The sequence below is a fragment of the Collinsella sp. BM28 genome (assembly GCF_054551995.1).
The window spans coordinates 882,060-896,949 of record NZ_JBTOLJ010000001.1 but is presented as its reverse complement, the minus strand read 5'-3'; the positions used below and the strand labels follow the sequence as shown (position 1 = coordinate 896,949).

11 protein-coding genes are annotated in these 14,890 nt (G+C 58.6%); 8 read left to right on the top strand and 3 right to left on the bottom strand.

Going from position 1 to position 14,890, the window contains the following annotated elements; genetic code table 11:
* Window positions 1–11: 11 nt before the first annotated feature.
* Both ACX9NZ_RS03780 and ACX9NZ_RS03775 read right to left on the bottom strand, forming a co-directional pair.
* On the bottom strand, window positions 12–1,670 hold the full coding sequence (locus tag ACX9NZ_RS03780) for a DAK2 domain-containing protein (protein WP_118653798.1): 1,659 nt from the start codon (window positions 1,668–1,670) through the stop codon (window positions 12–14).
* Window positions 1,671–1,723: 53 nt separating this feature from the next.
* A complete protein-coding gene (locus ACX9NZ_RS03775; protein ID WP_199588904.1) occupies window positions 1,724–2,077 on the bottom strand; it encodes an Asp23/Gls24 family envelope stress response protein in 354 nt (117 codons plus the stop codon).
* Window positions 2,078–2,345: 268 nt separating this feature from the next.
* Here ACX9NZ_RS03775 and ACX9NZ_RS03770 point away from each other — a divergent pair, with 268 nt between their 5' ends.
* From ACX9NZ_RS03770 to ACX9NZ_RS03750, 5 genes are all read left to right on the top strand, one after another.
* Complete coding sequence (locus ACX9NZ_RS03770) at window positions 2,346–2,840, top strand: hypothetical protein (RefSeq protein WP_407496433.1); 495 nt, start codon at window positions 2,346–2,348, stop codon at window positions 2,838–2,840.
* A 215-nt stretch (window positions 2,841–3,055) separates the two neighbouring features.
* Window positions 3,056–3,487 carry a hypothetical protein gene (locus tag ACX9NZ_RS03765; protein ID WP_118653797.1) on the top strand — a complete coding sequence of 144 codons (432 nt, stop codon included), beginning with the start codon at window positions 3,056–3,058 and terminating at the stop codon, window positions 3,485–3,487.
* A gap of 299 nt (window positions 3,488–3,786) precedes the next feature.
* Entirely contained in the window at window positions 3,787–3,975 is a 189-nt protein-coding gene (gene rpmB / locus ACX9NZ_RS03760; RefSeq protein ID WP_006721280.1) for a 50S ribosomal protein L28, read from the top strand.
* A 320-nt stretch (window positions 3,976–4,295) separates the two neighbouring features.
* A complete protein-coding gene (adhE, locus tag ACX9NZ_RS03755; protein WP_407496430.1) occupies window positions 4,296–6,944 on the top strand; it encodes a bifunctional acetaldehyde-CoA/alcohol dehydrogenase in 2,649 nt (882 codons plus the stop codon).
* A 107-nt stretch (window positions 6,945–7,051) separates the two neighbouring features.
* The gene (locus tag ACX9NZ_RS03750) at window positions 7,052–7,819 is read left to right on the top strand and encodes a phosphotransferase family protein (RefSeq protein ID WP_407496458.1); all 768 of its coding nucleotides are present in this window, start codon (window positions 7,052–7,054) and stop codon (window positions 7,817–7,819) included.
* Between the two features lie 110 nt (window positions 7,820–7,929).
* On the opposite strand, the gene ACX9NZ_RS03745 is transcribed toward ACX9NZ_RS03750, so the two are convergent.
* Entirely contained in the window at window positions 7,930–8,532 is a 603-nt protein-coding gene (locus tag ACX9NZ_RS03745; RefSeq protein WP_302742601.1) for a thiamine diphosphokinase, read from the bottom strand.
* 503 nt (window positions 8,533–9,035) lie between these two features.
* Here ACX9NZ_RS03745 and glgB point away from each other — a divergent pair.
* The 3 genes from glgB (at window position 9,036) to ACX9NZ_RS03730 (ending at window position 14,890) form a co-directional block, all read left to right on the top strand.
* On the top strand, window positions 9,036–11,087 hold the full coding sequence (glgB, locus tag ACX9NZ_RS03740) for a 1,4-alpha-glucan branching protein GlgB (protein WP_317440067.1): 2,052 nt from the start codon (window positions 9,036–9,038) through the stop codon (window positions 11,085–11,087).
* Between the two features lie 92 nt (window positions 11,088–11,179).
* The gene (locus tag ACX9NZ_RS03735) at window positions 11,180–13,606 is read left to right on the top strand and encodes a glycogen/starch/alpha-glucan phosphorylase (protein ID WP_407496427.1); all 2,427 of its coding nucleotides are present in this window, start codon (window positions 11,180–11,182) and stop codon (window positions 13,604–13,606) included.
* 135 nt (window positions 13,607–13,741) lie between these two features.
* The gene (locus ACX9NZ_RS03730) at window positions 13,742–14,890 is read left to right on the top strand and encodes a glucose-1-phosphate adenylyltransferase (protein ID WP_407496425.1); all 1,149 of its coding nucleotides are present in this window, start codon (window positions 13,742–13,744) and stop codon (window positions 14,888–14,890) included.

The window sequence follows — 14,890 nt, the reverse complement described above, 5'->3', positions numbered from 1 at the left end:
TCCTATGAAGCCTACTCGATGGAGAAGATGATCGGATACAACGGCTGCTCGCCGCGATGGGCGTCGATCTCGAGGTCGGGTTGGGCCTCCTCAATGGCATCGATAATCTCCTGGAAGGCCTCATCGTCAAGCTCCTCGCCGGCAAGGATGGTCAGGGCGTCGCCCTCTTCATCGTCCATCATACGGTTGATGCAATCGAGCGTGACCTGCTTGACGTCAGACCCGACGATGTCGATGGAATCGCAGATGATGCCCATGACGTCACCGTCTTGGATGGGCGTACCGTCAGATGCCTGGCTGTCGCGAACCGCGCGGGTGACCTCACCGTCTCGAACCTCGGACTTAGCCTCGGTCATGGCCTCGACGACCTCCTCGACCGGAGCGTCGGGCATGACGGCGAACAGCGCAGAGAACGCCTGGGGAACGGTCTTGGTGGGAACGACGTAGACCTTCTTGTCCGCACACGCACTTGCAGCAGCTTCCGCCGCCATGCGGATGTTGCCGTTGTTAGGAAGGATGATGACCGCCTCGGCATTCACGCGCGCCACGGCATCAAGCAGATCCGCGGTGGAGGGGTTCATCGTCTGCCCACCGGAAACGACGACATCCACGCCGAGGGACTCGAGGATCTCCGCCTCGCCGGACCCGGCGGCGACGGCAACGAAGCCAAGGGGCTTTGCGGGCTCGGCGGCACCGTCCTGGTCGGCGTGAATCTTCGCCGTGCGTTCGGCGACCTCAAGGTCCATGTTATGGATGAAGACCTCGTAGATCTGGCCAAACTGGAGCATGTGCTCGAGCACGAGGTTCGGAGTGTTGGAATGGACATGGACCTTGTAGTCGGGATAGGCACCCACCAGGAGCTCGCAATCGCCCATGGAGCCGAGGAACTTGAGAGCCTCATCCTCATCAAAGGGCTTCTCGGCCTTGAAGAGGAATTCGTTGCAATACCGGAACTCGGAGCCCTCCCAGTCGTCGTTCGCCTCGATCTTCACGCGATCGAGGGCGCCGGCGCGGGCGGAATCAGCATCGAAGGTCGCGGAAAAATCCTCGATTTTAGATGTACGCCCAAGGGCGGCGGCAACGAAATTCTCGAGGAAGATCGCGAAGCCGAACGCACCCGAGTCCACCACGCCGTTCTCCTTGAGCACGGGCAGCAGGTCAGGCGTACGGGCGACGGATTGATAGGCCTCGACCACCAGAGCATCGAGGGTCTCTTCAACGGACAGACGACGCTTCTCGCACTCGTCCGCCTTAGTGGAGACATCCCGCAGGACGGTCAGGATCGTGCCCTCAATAGGCTTGCGCACGGCCTGGAAGGCAACCTTGACGGCACGACGGAATGCGGAGGCGATGTCAGAAGCATCGACGGGCTCTCCGGCATCGTGTAGTCCCTCAGCGACACCGCGAAGAATCTGCGAAGTAATGACACCGGAATTGCCGCGGGCCCCCATCAGGGAGCCATGGGTGATGGCACCGGCGATGACCTCCATATCGGCGTCGACCGGAAGCGCCGCGAGCTCCTTAACGACAGATTGGAGCGTAAGGGACATATTGGTGCCCGTATCGCCGTCGGGCACGGGAAACACGTTGAGCTTATTGATCTCCTCGGCCTTGTCGGCGACAGCCGCGACCGCGATGGGAAAACAGGTGCGAATGGTCTTTGCAATCATCTCTACTGGTACTTTCGTCTCGTGAATGCAGGTCTGTGCGAACAATGCGCACCTTAGAGGCGGGATTTCATCCCGTCGATGTGGATGGCGATCTTGAGCTGGGCCGGATCGATCTGCGCGATCTCCGATAGAGTGAACGAGACCGAACTCGCGAGGTTCTCGCTGACGGAACGCATGTTGACTCCGGCCTCGATGACCACATGGAGGTCGACCGTGAGCCCATCCTCGGAGGCGGTGACCAACACACCCTTGCGCAGGCGTTGACCGGCAAGCAGACGCACGCTTTCGGCGCCTTGCAGCTGCTCGGCCATACCCACCACACCGTAGCAAGACATGGCGGCGTAGCCGGCGATATCGGCAATAACCTCGTTCGAGACGTTCAAGGTCCCGGCGATCGGTTCAGTCATGGGATTCTCCTTCCGCACGCACTCCAAGAGAGGCGGTCTGAGCATTCATATCGGAATATTGTATATCTCTTCCCACCGCGTACGGTCGAAACATAATTACTGCAAGCGGGTGAACGACGATATTTGTACAGAGATGGAGTATGCCGATTGCCCCGAGCTACCCTCCATTCGCCGATTGGCGAAATCGAGTAGTTAGGCCGCATTTTTAGTGGGTAGTTTTGTAATAAGAGAGGCGCGCCCAATTGCTTCGGAATGGAAGGGAGTAACTATGAACGTCAACGTTCGGGAAGCAAGCTTGACACGGAGATCGGTGCTGGCGGCGGCGGGGCTCATTTCAGGCTCAATGCTTATTCCAGACACGCTCTACGCATCGGACGCTCCGCTTCCTTCGGCATCGAACAACTCCCGTCGTTTGGCTGTCGTTAAGGGTCATGCCAATCTGACTAGGTCTGAACTTGAGGCCGTTATATTTGAGCAGGCAAAAAAGGAAGGGGATAAGTTAATTCAGTCGCTTAACGAAAGCATTGGTAATTCGAAAGCAGCCCGTGGACGCCCCTACTACGAGAATGTTTACGGCCCGGTAACCTATGCAAATAGTGGGTATCAATTTGTAGGTGGGCAACCCGCGAATGGATACAGTTTCTCTAATGGAGGCTCCATCTACGTCGAACTCACAGGAGGGCCATCAGTTGGAGCTCATTTAGCTTCCCCTTGTCATTTGGCGGAGCTGTTGGGGTGTCAATGTCGTTTGCTCGCGCCGTAAGTTCACCTGGCATAATCGTTAATATCCCTGCTGGGGGACGAAAAAAGGTAAAAGCAAATATTGAATATGCATCAACACCATACACCACGTACTATATCGATGCCTATGGAAATAGAAGCGTCTACGCGCACCTGCACTCGTATCCTGAAGTCACTGGACGTGACTTCAAAGTAGTTAACGCGTAAATCATGTCACCTTCAGAAATGGAGCCCGGCATGAGAAAGCACGTTCTCCAAATCATCGTTGTAGCGCTCGTGGTATGTCTGACCATTGGAATGGTGTTGTATATTGGCGAAAAGCATGCCAGAAGTCAACTGTGCCACAGAATGGAAGAAGGCTTTGATATAACCGGAACATTTGCTTACGAATCCTCTTTGAGCCAATCCATATACTTCGAAAGAAGCGATAACACGGAATTCACGACATGGGCGGCTCGAACGGAAGAGGACAGCTATACAAAAGGTGTTACTTCAAATACTGGTGACCCGAACATATACCTGTTGACTAGCGACGACGGTGAACCTTATGCGACAGTCCATGTTGCATATACCAGCAATGAAGATGGGCTGATCTTCATATCGCTAGACGGTAGAACTTATATGCCGTACGAAAAGATTGCCAATTCCCGTGTAACCTATAACAAATGACTCCGTTACGTGCAGGAGACTGTTTGATTGCCAAGTTGATGCGCACTCACAACTGGGCAATCCTTAGACGAAGACAAGGCATGGAGCAATGGATCGTGTATTAGAGATTGCACTCGTAAGTGCACCGATTAGGAGTCAGTCATTGCCGCTAAGATGCCATCGACCGGTTGCGGAGTCGTAATAGCGGCGCAGAATTTGTCCTATGTGAAGATTTCCCACATAAGACGCCTCCTATGGTATAGTACATTGCTGTTTGTTCACGCGACCTCGAATCGGGTCGCCTAAGAAGGGTCACTGACATGTCCAAAGTTTGCGAAATCTGCGGTAAGCACCCTGTTGCTGGTCGCTCCATCAGCCACTCCCACCGCGTCTCCAATCGTAAGTTCCGTCCCAACATCCAGCGCGTCTACGTTGTCGTCAACGGCGTGCGTCGCAAGATGAACGTGTGCACCAGCTGCCTCAAGGCCCAGAAGGTGGCTCGCTCCTAAGCACTCCCCTCTTTGGACAAACGTTTGCTTGCAAGCATCAGGCGCTCCGGAATCCCGGGGCGCCTTTCTTTCTCACGAGAAGTCGCTTCCTCCTACGTCGCACCTTCCGTGCACATGGTGAAGTGCATCATACTATTTGAAGCGTTTCATTCATCACAATTCTGACACGTGCTCACCACAAATCTTGTCTTCCACCGCAATTGAAGCGTTTCATTCGACCGTTTACGGCTCAATTTCTACCATTCACGTTATTGGAACGCTTCATTACGCTACAGTACAAGTCGTTGGGTAAACCCGCTTCTCGTAAAGGAGAGAGCAGTATGGCGAAGAAACCTACCGTTGCCGCCGCCCCCGAAGTCGTAGATTCGATCGAATCCCTTGAGGCCAAGCTCGAGCTTATGCGCGAGGCCCAGGGGATTTTTGCTACCTACTCCCAGGAGCAGGTAGACAAGATCTTCTACGAGGCCGCGATGGCAGCCAACAAGGCCCGCATCCCGCTGGCCAAGATGGCCGTCGAGGAGACTGGCCGCGGTGTTCTCGAGGACAAGGTCATCAAGAACCACTACGCCGCCGAGTACATCTACAACGCGTACAAGGACACCAAGACCTGCGGCGTCATCGAGCGTGACGATGCCTACGGCATCACCAAGATTGCCGAGCCCATCGGCATCGTGGGTGCGGTCATCCCCACCACCAACCCCACGTCCACCGCGATCTTCAAGTGCCTTATCTGCCTGAAGACCCGCAACGCCATCATCATCTCCCCGCACCCGGCGGCCGCCAAGTGCACCATCGCCGCAGCCAAGCTCGTCCTGGAGGCCGCAGTCAAGGCCGGCGCGCCCGAGGGCATCATCGGCTGGGTCGACGTCCCCTCCATCGACCTTACCAATAAGGTCATGGCCGATGTCGACATCATCCTGGCCACCGGTGGCCCCGGTATGGTGAAGGCCGCCTACTCCTCCGGCAAGCCCGCCCTGGGCGTCGGCGCCGGCAACACCCCCGTCATCATCGACGACACCGCCGACATCAAGCTCGCCGTCAACTCCATCATTCACTCCAAGACCTTCGACAACGGCATGATCTGCGCTTCCGAGCAGTCCGTGACCGTTCTTGAGTCCATCTACAAGGAGGTCAAGGACGAGTTCGCCCGTCGCGGCTGCTACTTCGTCAAGAAGGGCGCCGAGATGGAGGCCCTGCGTGGCGCCATGTTCAAGAACGGAGCGCTCGACCACCGCATCCCCGGCATGCCCGCCGCCAAGATCGCCGAGCTCGCCGGCATCGAGGTTCCCGCCAAGACCAAGATCCTGATCGCCGAGGTCACCTCCACCGACCCCGAGAAGGAGGAGTTCTCTCACGAGAAGCTCTCCCCCGTCCTCGCCATGTACAAGGCCAAGTCCTTCCAGGAGGCCGTCGACAAGGCCGAGCACCTCGTGCTCGCCGGTGGCCCCGGCCACACAGCCTCCCTCTACGTGCACCCTGCGCAGGCCGAGAAGATCGCCCTGTTCGAGGACACCATGAAGGCCTGCCGCATCGTCATCAACACCCCGTCCTCCCAGGGCGGCATCGGTGACCTGTACAACTTCGGCATGAAGCCGTCCCTCACGCTGGGCTGCGGCTCCTGGGGTGGCAACTCCGTCTCCGAGAATGTTGGGGTGAAGCACTTGCTGAACGTCAAGACCGTGGCAGAGCGCCGCGAGAACATGCTGTGGTTCCGTGCTCCCGAGAAGGTGTACTTCAAGAAGGGCTCCACGCCGGTCGCGCTCGACGAGCTCGGCACCGTGATGGGCAAGAAGCGCGCCTTCATCGTCACCGACCAGTTCCTCTTCAAGAACGGCAACACCCGCGCCATCGAGGCCAAGCTCGACGAGATGGGCATCGCCCACGACTGCTTCTACGACGTCGAGCCCGACCCGTCCCTGCAGTGCGCACGCCGTGGTGCCGCCCAGATGGCGCTCTTCGAGCCGGACGTCATCATCGCCGTCGGCGGCGGCTCCGCCATGGACGCCGGCAAGATCATGTGGATGATGTACGAGCACCCCGAGTGCAACTTCGAGGATATGGCCATGGACTTCATGGATATCCGCAAGCGCGTCTTCACCTTCCCCAAGATGGGCGAGAAGGCATACTTCGTCGCCATCCCGACCTCCTCGGGCACCGGCTCCGAGTGCACCCCGTTCGCCATCATCACCGACAAGGACACCGGCATCAAGTGGCCGCTCGCCGACTACGCGCTGCTGCCGAACATGGCCATCGTCGACGTCGACAACGCCATGACCGCACCCCGCGGCCTCACTGCCGCTTCCGGCATCGACGTCATGACTCACGCCATCGAGTCCTACGTCTCCATCATGGCCTCCGACTACACCAAGGGTCTCTCCATGAAGGCGGCCAAGCTCGTCTTCGAGAACCTGCCCTCCAGCTTCGAGAACGGTGCCAAGGACCCGCACGCCCGCGAGGAGATGCACAACGCTTCCTGCATGGCCGGCATGGCCTTCGCGAACGCCTTCCTGGGCCTCAACCACTCCATGGCCCACAAGCTCGGCGCCTTCCATCACCTGCCCCACGGCATCGCCAACGCCGTCATCCTGACCCGCGTCATGCGCTACAACGCCGCCGAGTCCCCGGTGAAGATGGGCACCTTCTCCCAGTACCCCTACCCCAACGCGCTCGCAGCATACGCCGAGATGGCCCGCTACTGCGGCGTCGAGGGCAAGGACGATGCCGAGGTCTTTGAAAACTTCGTTGCCAAGCTCGAGGAGCTCAAGGATTTCATCGGCGTCAAGAAGACCATCGCCGACTACGGCGTCGACGAGGCCTACTTCCTCGAGACCCTCGACGATATGGTCGAGCAGGCGTTCAACGACCAGTGCACCGGCGCCAACCCGCGCTACCCGCTCATGAGCGAAATCAAGGAGCTCTACCTTGACGCCTTCTACGGTCGCGAGCCCCAGGACTACGCCGTCCTGTAGACCCGTCCGTTACCCGCCCGATTTACGCCGCTCGCGCCATTCTCGGCCGAGCGGCGCCCCGGGCGTTCTACGATGGTGCAAGACCTATGAGAAAGGACGGTAGCGCCATGATTCTTCCCGAGTCCAAGACCGTGCTCGTCGAGCACTCCAACAAGAAGGTCTACGACCTCGGCGACAAGATCGCCAAGGTGTTCAACGCCAACAAGCCCGCATCCGATGTGTTCAACGAGGCCTTGAACCTCGCCCGCATCTCCGAGTCTGGCATCCGCACCCCCAAGCCTCTCGAAGTTTCCGAGGTCGAGGGTACCGGTTGGGCGCTGCTCACCAAGAAGGTCCCCGGTGTCACGCTTGCCGACAAGATGGCCGCCGAGCCCTCCAAGTTCTACGAGTATCTGGAGCAGTTCGTCGATCTTCAGGTCGAGATCCACGCCAACCGCTCCCCGCTGCTCAACCGCCAGCGCGACAAGTACGCCCGCATGATCAACGGCCTTCCCCACATCAACGCCACCACGCGCTACAACCTCATGGAGCGTCTCGATGGCATGAAGAAGGAGTTCCAGATCTGCCATGGCGACTTCAATCCCAGCAACGTTATCGTCGCTGAGGACGGTCAGCTCTATGTCTGCGACTGGGCCCATGCCACCCAGGGCTCTCCTGCAGCCGATGCCGCTATGACCTACCTGCTCTTCGCGCTCACCGACAAGCAGCAGGCCGATGCCTACCTCGAGCTCTACTGTGATCGCGCCGATGTGCCCATGCAGGTCGTCCGCCAGTGGATGTCCATCGTTGCCGCAGCCGAGCTCTCTCGCAAGCGCACCGATGTCAATGACGAGTTCCTCATGAGCTGGATCGACGTTGTGGATTACCAGGGCTAAAGCCCAACCACCTTCGCATACAGCGTCAAACCAAGGGTCTCCGAGCTTGCTCGGGGACCCTTTTGCCTATGTCGATGTCGACGGAACCAACCCAAAAACGTCATCCAACGTCAGCGGATGAGGTAGGCGGCTATAAGGCCCTCGTGGCAGATGATGCGAGCCCCTGCGTGAAGAACATTTGATATTCCAATATCCTCAAGGAGCTGTACACGACGATGGTCCAGTGTCCACTCCATCCCCTCTTCCGAGACGCTCGCAGAGGGGCTCAGAGGCACGAATGAAAACGTAGAGCCCTCGCATTCGTCTAAAGCCCAAGAATCTCCCGCCTTGAGCAAGCGAGCGGAATACGCGTCTTCTATCCAAGCGATAGGCGCTTTCCACCTGGCAACACAGCCAAGAGCCGCGAGCGCGTGATCAGTCCGGCCACCAGACAGGCACGTGCAGAGAATGGGGGCGTAACCCCAACGACACTCCACAGCGCGAAGGGCGAGGGACAAGTCGGTATAGTCCTTATACGGGTCATACCGTTCGACTTCGCCAACCAGGCTTTCCGCGCCTGACAAAGCCGCCTGTACTTGATCTCGTCCAAACGAGGACACCGAGTCGGCATCGCCGCAAAACAGGTCGCAGGGGACATGAGCTGAGATGAGGGAATCGAGGCCACGGTCGACAGCGACGACGTGCGCGCATGACTGCGCGAGACTTGTCAGCATTTCAGCCCCTGTTGCCTCCGGAGAACCGCCAACAATCAGCGTGTACGGAAACAAGTCATCAATGACCTTCGACGCAAACCGTACTCCCATTGAACACCCCCACCGACGGCGCCCAAAGGGCGACAAAACGGCATATTATGCAACCCATCATTTCCTTAACGCTCTTACGGCGTCTGTCAAGGAAGATTTTACCTGTTTCATCCAGAGGTCGAATCGCGCCAGTGACGGTATTTTTGTCCACTTTATGATGAGCAAGTGGTACGGTAAGAATGTCGATGGTTCCACATACGCCGCAGTATGTGGACGAACGCAGAGCCATCTGCGTCCTCACCTACAGATTTGCGTATGCCGAGAGCCCGAGACGTTTTCGTTGGTCCACGGCAGAACGCCGCATATACGATGGAGAGGTTCAGATGGCTGCAACATCGACACCCTCGAAAACCAAATCCAATGCCACCAACAAGGCACGCCCCTCGCGCACCAAGGACGACCGACCCTCCCTCATGCTCACGAGCGACGACATTTTTCTCTTCTCGAACGGTACGTGGCAACGCGCTTGGGAGAAAATGGGTGCGCACAGGGATATCCAGGATGGCGTGGAAGGCTGGCTGTTCCGCGTATGGGCACCGCAGGTCGCAAGCGTGCATCTCGTGGGCGATTTCAATGGCTGGGATCCCCTTTCAACGCCACTCACGCGCGCCGACAACAGCGACATCTGGGAGGTCTTCGTTCCCGGTCTCCAACCCGGCGACCTCTACAAATATGCCATCGAGACCGACGAGGGCGAACTCCTGTGGAAGGCCGACCCTTTCGGGTTCCTTGCAGAAACCTGCCCCGGAACGGCTTCTAAGCTCTGGGACATCTCCGGCTACGCCTGGAAGGACACTACTTGGCTGCGCCGCCGCTCGGAGCGCGACATCATGAAGAGCCCCCTCAACATCTACGAGGTGCATCTGGGCAGTTGGAAGCGCCACGGAAACGAACCTCAAGGAGAGCCTCGCGAAGATGGCACCTGGCCTGGTCCCGGCGATCCGTTCCCCGCTCAACGAGGCACCTATTACACGTATGACGACCTCTCCGATGAGCTTGTAGCGTACGTCTCCAAGATGGGCTACACGCATATCGAGGTCATGCCCCTCATGGAGCACCCCTTTGACGGCTCATGGGGTTATCAAGCCACCGGGTACTATGCCGCCACCTCACGCTACGGCACACCACAACAGCTGATGCACTTCGTCGACGCCTGCCACAAGGCGGGCATCGGTGTCATTCTTGATTGGGTGCCGGGCGGTTTCTGCGCAAACGCCGAAGGTCTTGCGACGTTTAACGGCCACATGCTCTTTGAACGTGAGGTCCACCCTAATTGGGGAACCCACAAGTTCGATTTCGGCCGCCCCGAGGTGCGCAGTTTCCTCGTGTCGAACGTCCTGTTCTGGATCGAACAGTTCCATGTCGACGGCATCCGCATGGATGGCGTCTCGAGCATGCTCTACCTCAACTTCGGCGTCGACAACCCTGCAGATAAGAAGTTCAACAAGTACGGCACCGAAGAGGACCTCGATGCATCGGCGTTCATCCGCCAGGTGAATTGCGCGGTGGGACGCGAGTTCCCCGATGTCATGATGATCGCCGAAGAGTCCACCGCATGGCCCCTCGTCACGTACCCCGCCGAAGACGGCGGATTGGGATTCCACCTCAAATGGGATATGGGGTGGATGAACGATACCCTTCACTACATGCAGTGCGACTTCCCTTGGCGTCCGGGAAACCACAGCCTGCTCACGTTCTCCATCATGTACGCCTTCTCCGAGAACTTCGTACTGCCCCTTTCCCACGACGAAGTGGTAAACGGAAAATGTTCGTTGATAGGCCGCATGCCTGGTGACGACTGGCGCCGCTTCGCGGGCCTGCGTACGCTTGCCTTCTATCAGATGACCCATCCCGGTGCCAAGCTCAACTTCATGGGCAACGAGATCGGCCAACAAATCGAATGGCGCTACTACGAGGCCATCGAATGGTTCCTCGCTAAGGACTTCGACGCTACTCACGGCGCTCAGCAGCGCTTTATCGAGGCTCTCAACCACCTGTACACGTCGCAGCGTGGCCTATGGCAGAACGCCTACAGTGAGCAGGGCTTCGAATGGATCGATGCTGACAACTCGGATCAATCCATCGTGAGCTTCGTCCGCCACGGTGACAAACCCGCCGACGACCTGCTCGTGCTCATCAATTTCGACCCTGCCTCCTATGAGGCGTATCGCGTCGGCACCCCGCGCGAAGGCGATTGGGAGCTCGTGTTCAACACCGACGACCCCGCATACGGCGGTTCCGGATTCCCGGTCATCGAGATGGCATCGTCCAAGCCCGAGCCCTGGAACATGCGCGACACGTCGATTGAGATCGGCGTCCCCGGCCTTGCCGGATTGGTGTACCGACGCCGCCGCACCTCTTCCTACAAACCACCCAAACCACTAAAGGTTACGTCCAAAAGTACAAAGAAACAAACACGCGGAACTAAAAAGCCGGCGTCATCGCGTGCGAAGATCATCAAATAACCCGACTAGAAGCCTACGCGAATAGCCTTCCACGCGCAGGGTCGACTGCGCGGAATGGATACCCGTACCCAACCCGAACCCGAAAGGAAACCATGGATAAGATCTACCAAAGCAAAGAAGAATTCGCCGAGCAGTATCGCCAGCATGTGCGCGCTCTTTCTGGCAAGGAATTTGAGGACACGAGCGATATCGACCGGTTCACCGCTCTCGCCAAGATGATCGCAGGCGATTCGCGCGTCATCGTCGCCCAGACCGACGAGCGCAATCGCATAGAGGGGAAGAAGCGCGTCTATTATTTCTCGATCGAGTTCCTCATCGGCCGCCTTCTCGACAACTACCTGCTCAACCTTGGCATCCGCGACCTCGTCGCCGAGGCGATCGCTGACATGGGCGGCGACCTCGATGAGATCGAGCGCCAGGAACCCGACCCGGCGCTCGGCAACGGCGGCCTCGGCCGTCTCGCCGCCTGCTTCCTCGACTCCATGGCACACGAGGGCATCGCGGGCTACGGTAACGGCATGCGCTACCGCTACGGCCTGTTCAAGCAGGAGATCGTTGACGGACGCCAGGTGGAAGTCGCCGATGAGTGGCTCTCCAAGGGCTATCCATGGGAGGTCAAGCGCCCTGACAAGGCGGTTCGCATCGGCTTTGGCGGGCACGTCGTCTCTCGTCAAGAAGGTGACCGTCTGATCTATTCCGTTGAGGACACCCAGGACGTCCTTGCCGTCCCCTACGACATCCCGATCGTCGGCTACGGCGGAAAGACGGTGAACAAACTGCGCTGCTGGAGCGCAGAGCCCATCGACGTGCACTTCGATCTTGAAGCCTTCAACGCCGGCGATTACACGGGTGCCGACCGCGACCGCGCCAACGCCGAGGCAATTTCCGCCATTTTGTACCCCAATGATGCCGGTGAGCACGGCCGCCTACTTCGCCTCAAGCAGGAGTACCTGTTTGTCGCGGCTGGTATCCGCACGCTTCTCGACACCTTTGAGCGCGAGCATGGTGACGCTTGGGATGAACTGCCCCGCTACGTCGCCATCCACACCAACGACACGCACCCCGCCATGTGCGGCCCCGAACTCATGCGCATCCTCATGGATGAAAAGGGCCTCAGCTGGGATGAGGCATGGGATATCGTGACCAGCACGGTGTCCTACACCAACCACACGATCCTTCCCGAGGCACTTGAAAAGTGGCCCATCTCCACGTTCTCCGTTCTACTGCCGCGCGTCTACCAGATCATCGATGAGATCAATCGTCGTTGGCGCGAAGGTTTTGACATGTCTCAGCCTGAAAGCGCAGAGCGCCTGCGTGCCACCGCCGTCCTGTGGGACGGAGAGGTGCGTATGGCCAACCTTTCGGTCATCTGCAGCCACTCGGTCAACGGCGTGGCGAAGATCCACACCGATATCCTCAAGGCGAGCACGCTCAAGGATTTTGCCGCCCTCAAGCCCGCGATATTCAACAACAAGACCAATGGTATCTGCCACCGCCGCTTCTTCGCCGAAGCAAACCCCACCTACGCGAAACTCGTCAGCGAGGCGATCGGCGATGCCTGGCTCGATGACGCCTCCGAACTTGAAAAGCTCACCGACTTCGAAGGTGATGCCTCCTTCCTCGAGCGCGTCGGCGCCTCCAAGCGCGCGAACAAGATTCGTCTCGCGGAGTACGTCAAACGCGAGTGCGGGCTCGTCATTGACCCGAACACCATCTTCGATGTCCAGGTCAAGCGCTTCCATGCATACAAGCGCCAGCTGTTGAACATCATGAAGGTGATGGATCTCTATAACCGCCGTCTGGCGGATCCCAATTTCAAGATCCAACCCACCACCTTCATCTTCTCCGGTAAGGCGGCGTCGAGCTACACCTTCGCCAAGGAGGTCATCCGCCTCATCAACGGGGTCGCCAACGTGGTGAACAACGATCCCCGCGTCAACGACATCATGAAGGTCTGCTTCATCCCCAACTTCCGTGTATCCAACGCTCAGTTGATCTACCCTGCCGCCGAGATCTCCGAGCAGATTTCCACTGCGGGCAAGGAGGCCTCGGGCACCTCGAACATGAAGCTCATGATGAACGGTGCCATCACCCTCGGGACCATGGACGGCGCCAATATCGAGATCGTCGACCTCGCTGGTCGAGAGAACGAGGCGATCTTTGGACTCACCACACCCGAGGTCGACGAGCTTCGCGCGAGTGGCCAGTATTTCGCCTGGGATATCGTGAATTCCGATCGCACTCGACTGGGACGCATCATCGAGGAGCTCACCGATGGCACCTTTGCCGCCCTTTCCGGCAACTTCGAGAGTATCCACCACGAGGTCATGCTCAACAACGACTACGACCTGGTCCTCAAGGATTTCCACTCCTACGTGGATACTTGGGAGGCCCTCACCGCTACGTATCCCAATGCGCAGGATTGGAACAGGAGAGCCCTGCACAATACTGCGATGTCCGGCTGGTTCTCGTCCGATCGCACCATTCGCGAGTATCGCGACGAGATCTGGCACGCGTAAAGGAGGTAGGTCGCACCGGAACGCAGCCGGAATTCCAGGAATGCAACGGTGGCGGCGAGCACGGGAAAGCTGCCACCGGTCCCGATTTCCCGCTTAGACATCTATACATCCCATCGGACTTTAAGGGAGAAATTGATGGCAAGCAAAGAATGCATCGCGATGCTCCTCGCAGGAGGACAGGGCAGCAGGTTGATGGCGCTCACCTCGAAGATCGCCAAGCCCGCCGTCAGCTTCGGTGGCAAGTTCCGCATTATCGACTTCTCTTTGTCGAACTGCGCCAACTCTGGCATCGACACCGTCGGTGTCCTCACGCAGTATCGCCCCTATCAGCTGCATCAGTATGTGGGGTCCGGCCGCGCGTGGGATCTGGCGGAACATGGAGCGGGCGTTTCAATCCTGCCCCCTTACGCCACCCAGGACGGCGGTGCGTGGTACGCGGGAACAGCAGACGCGATCACGCAGAACCTCGACTACATCAAAGGCCATGACCCCAAGTACGTGCTTATCCTCTCAGGCGACCACCTGTATCGCATGGACTACCGCAAGATGCTCGAGAGCCATATCGAGCATGGCGCCGACCTCACCGTCTCGGTCAAGCCCGTCCCGTGGGAGGAGGCCAGTCGCTTCGGCATCATCACCGCCAACCCGGACGATGGGCGCATCGAGAAGTTCACTGAGAAGCCCGAGGTGCCCGACTCGAACCTCGCCTCCATGGGCATCTACATCTTCTCGGCGGACGTTCTGATGAAGGCCCTCGAGGAGGACGCCGTCGATCAGCGCTCCAGCCATGACTTTGGTAACGACATCATCCCGAAGCTGCTCGGCGAAGGCAAGCGCCTGTACACCTATGAGTTCCACGGATTCTGGAAAGACGTCGGCACGATCGCGAGCTTCCACGAGACCTCGATGGACCTGCTGGGCGAGAACCCCGAGTTCGACCTATTCGACAAGACCTTCCCGGTCATGAGCAACGACTCCACTCGTCCGCCGCACTTCATCGGCCCCGACGGCCGCGTGGACGACTGCCTCGTTTCGAACGGATGCCGCGTCTACGGCACCGCGCGCCACTCGATCCTTTCCACCGACTGCATCGTCGGCGAGCGCGCCATCGTCGAAGACTCGGTGCTGCTGCCCGGCGCCGTCGTGAAGGACGGAGCACATGTGGTGCGTGCCATCTTGGGCGAGAACGCCATCGTGGAAGAGGGCGTCAAGCTCGGAAGCGTCGACATGACTAAGGACACCGCCGTCGTTGGAAACGACGTCGTCATCGGAAGGGGGGAATGA

Bases quoted from the DNA above. Each gene is read 5' to 3' on its own strand.
- ACX9NZ_RS03780 (WP_118653798.1), bottom strand. From the start codon at position 1,670: ATGATTGCAAAGACCATTCGCACCTGTTTTCCCATCGCGGTCGCGGCT.
- ACX9NZ_RS03775 (WP_199588904.1), bottom strand. From the start codon at position 2,077: ATGACTGAACCGATCGCCGGGACCTTGAACGTCTCGAACGAGGTTATT.
- ACX9NZ_RS03770 (WP_407496433.1), top strand. From the start codon at position 2,346: ATGAACGTCAACGTTCGGGAAGCAAGCTTGACACGGAGATCGGTGCTG.
- ACX9NZ_RS03765 (WP_118653797.1), top strand. From the start codon at position 3,056: ATGAGAAAGCACGTTCTCCAAATCATCGTTGTAGCGCTCGTGGTATGT.
- rpmB (WP_006721280.1), top strand. From the start codon at position 3,787: ATGTCCAAAGTTTGCGAAATCTGCGGTAAGCACCCTGTTGCTGGTCGC.
- adhE (WP_407496430.1), top strand. From the start codon at position 4,296: ATGGCGAAGAAACCTACCGTTGCCGCCGCCCCCGAAGTCGTAGATTCG.
- ACX9NZ_RS03750 (WP_407496458.1), top strand. From the start codon at position 7,052: ATGATTCTTCCCGAGTCCAAGACCGTGCTCGTCGAGCACTCCAACAAG.
- ACX9NZ_RS03745 (WP_302742601.1), bottom strand. From the start codon at position 8,532: ATGCTGACAAGTCTCGCGCAGTCATGCGCGCACGTCGTCGCTGTCGAC.
- glgB (WP_317440067.1), top strand. From the start codon at position 9,036: ATGCTCACGAGCGACGACATTTTTCTCTTCTCGAACGGTACGTGGCAA.
- ACX9NZ_RS03735 (WP_407496427.1), top strand. From the start codon at position 11,180: ATGGATAAGATCTACCAAAGCAAAGAAGAATTCGCCGAGCAGTATCGC.
- ACX9NZ_RS03730 (WP_407496425.1), top strand. From the start codon at position 13,742: ATGGCAAGCAAAGAATGCATCGCGATGCTCCTCGCAGGAGGACAGGGC.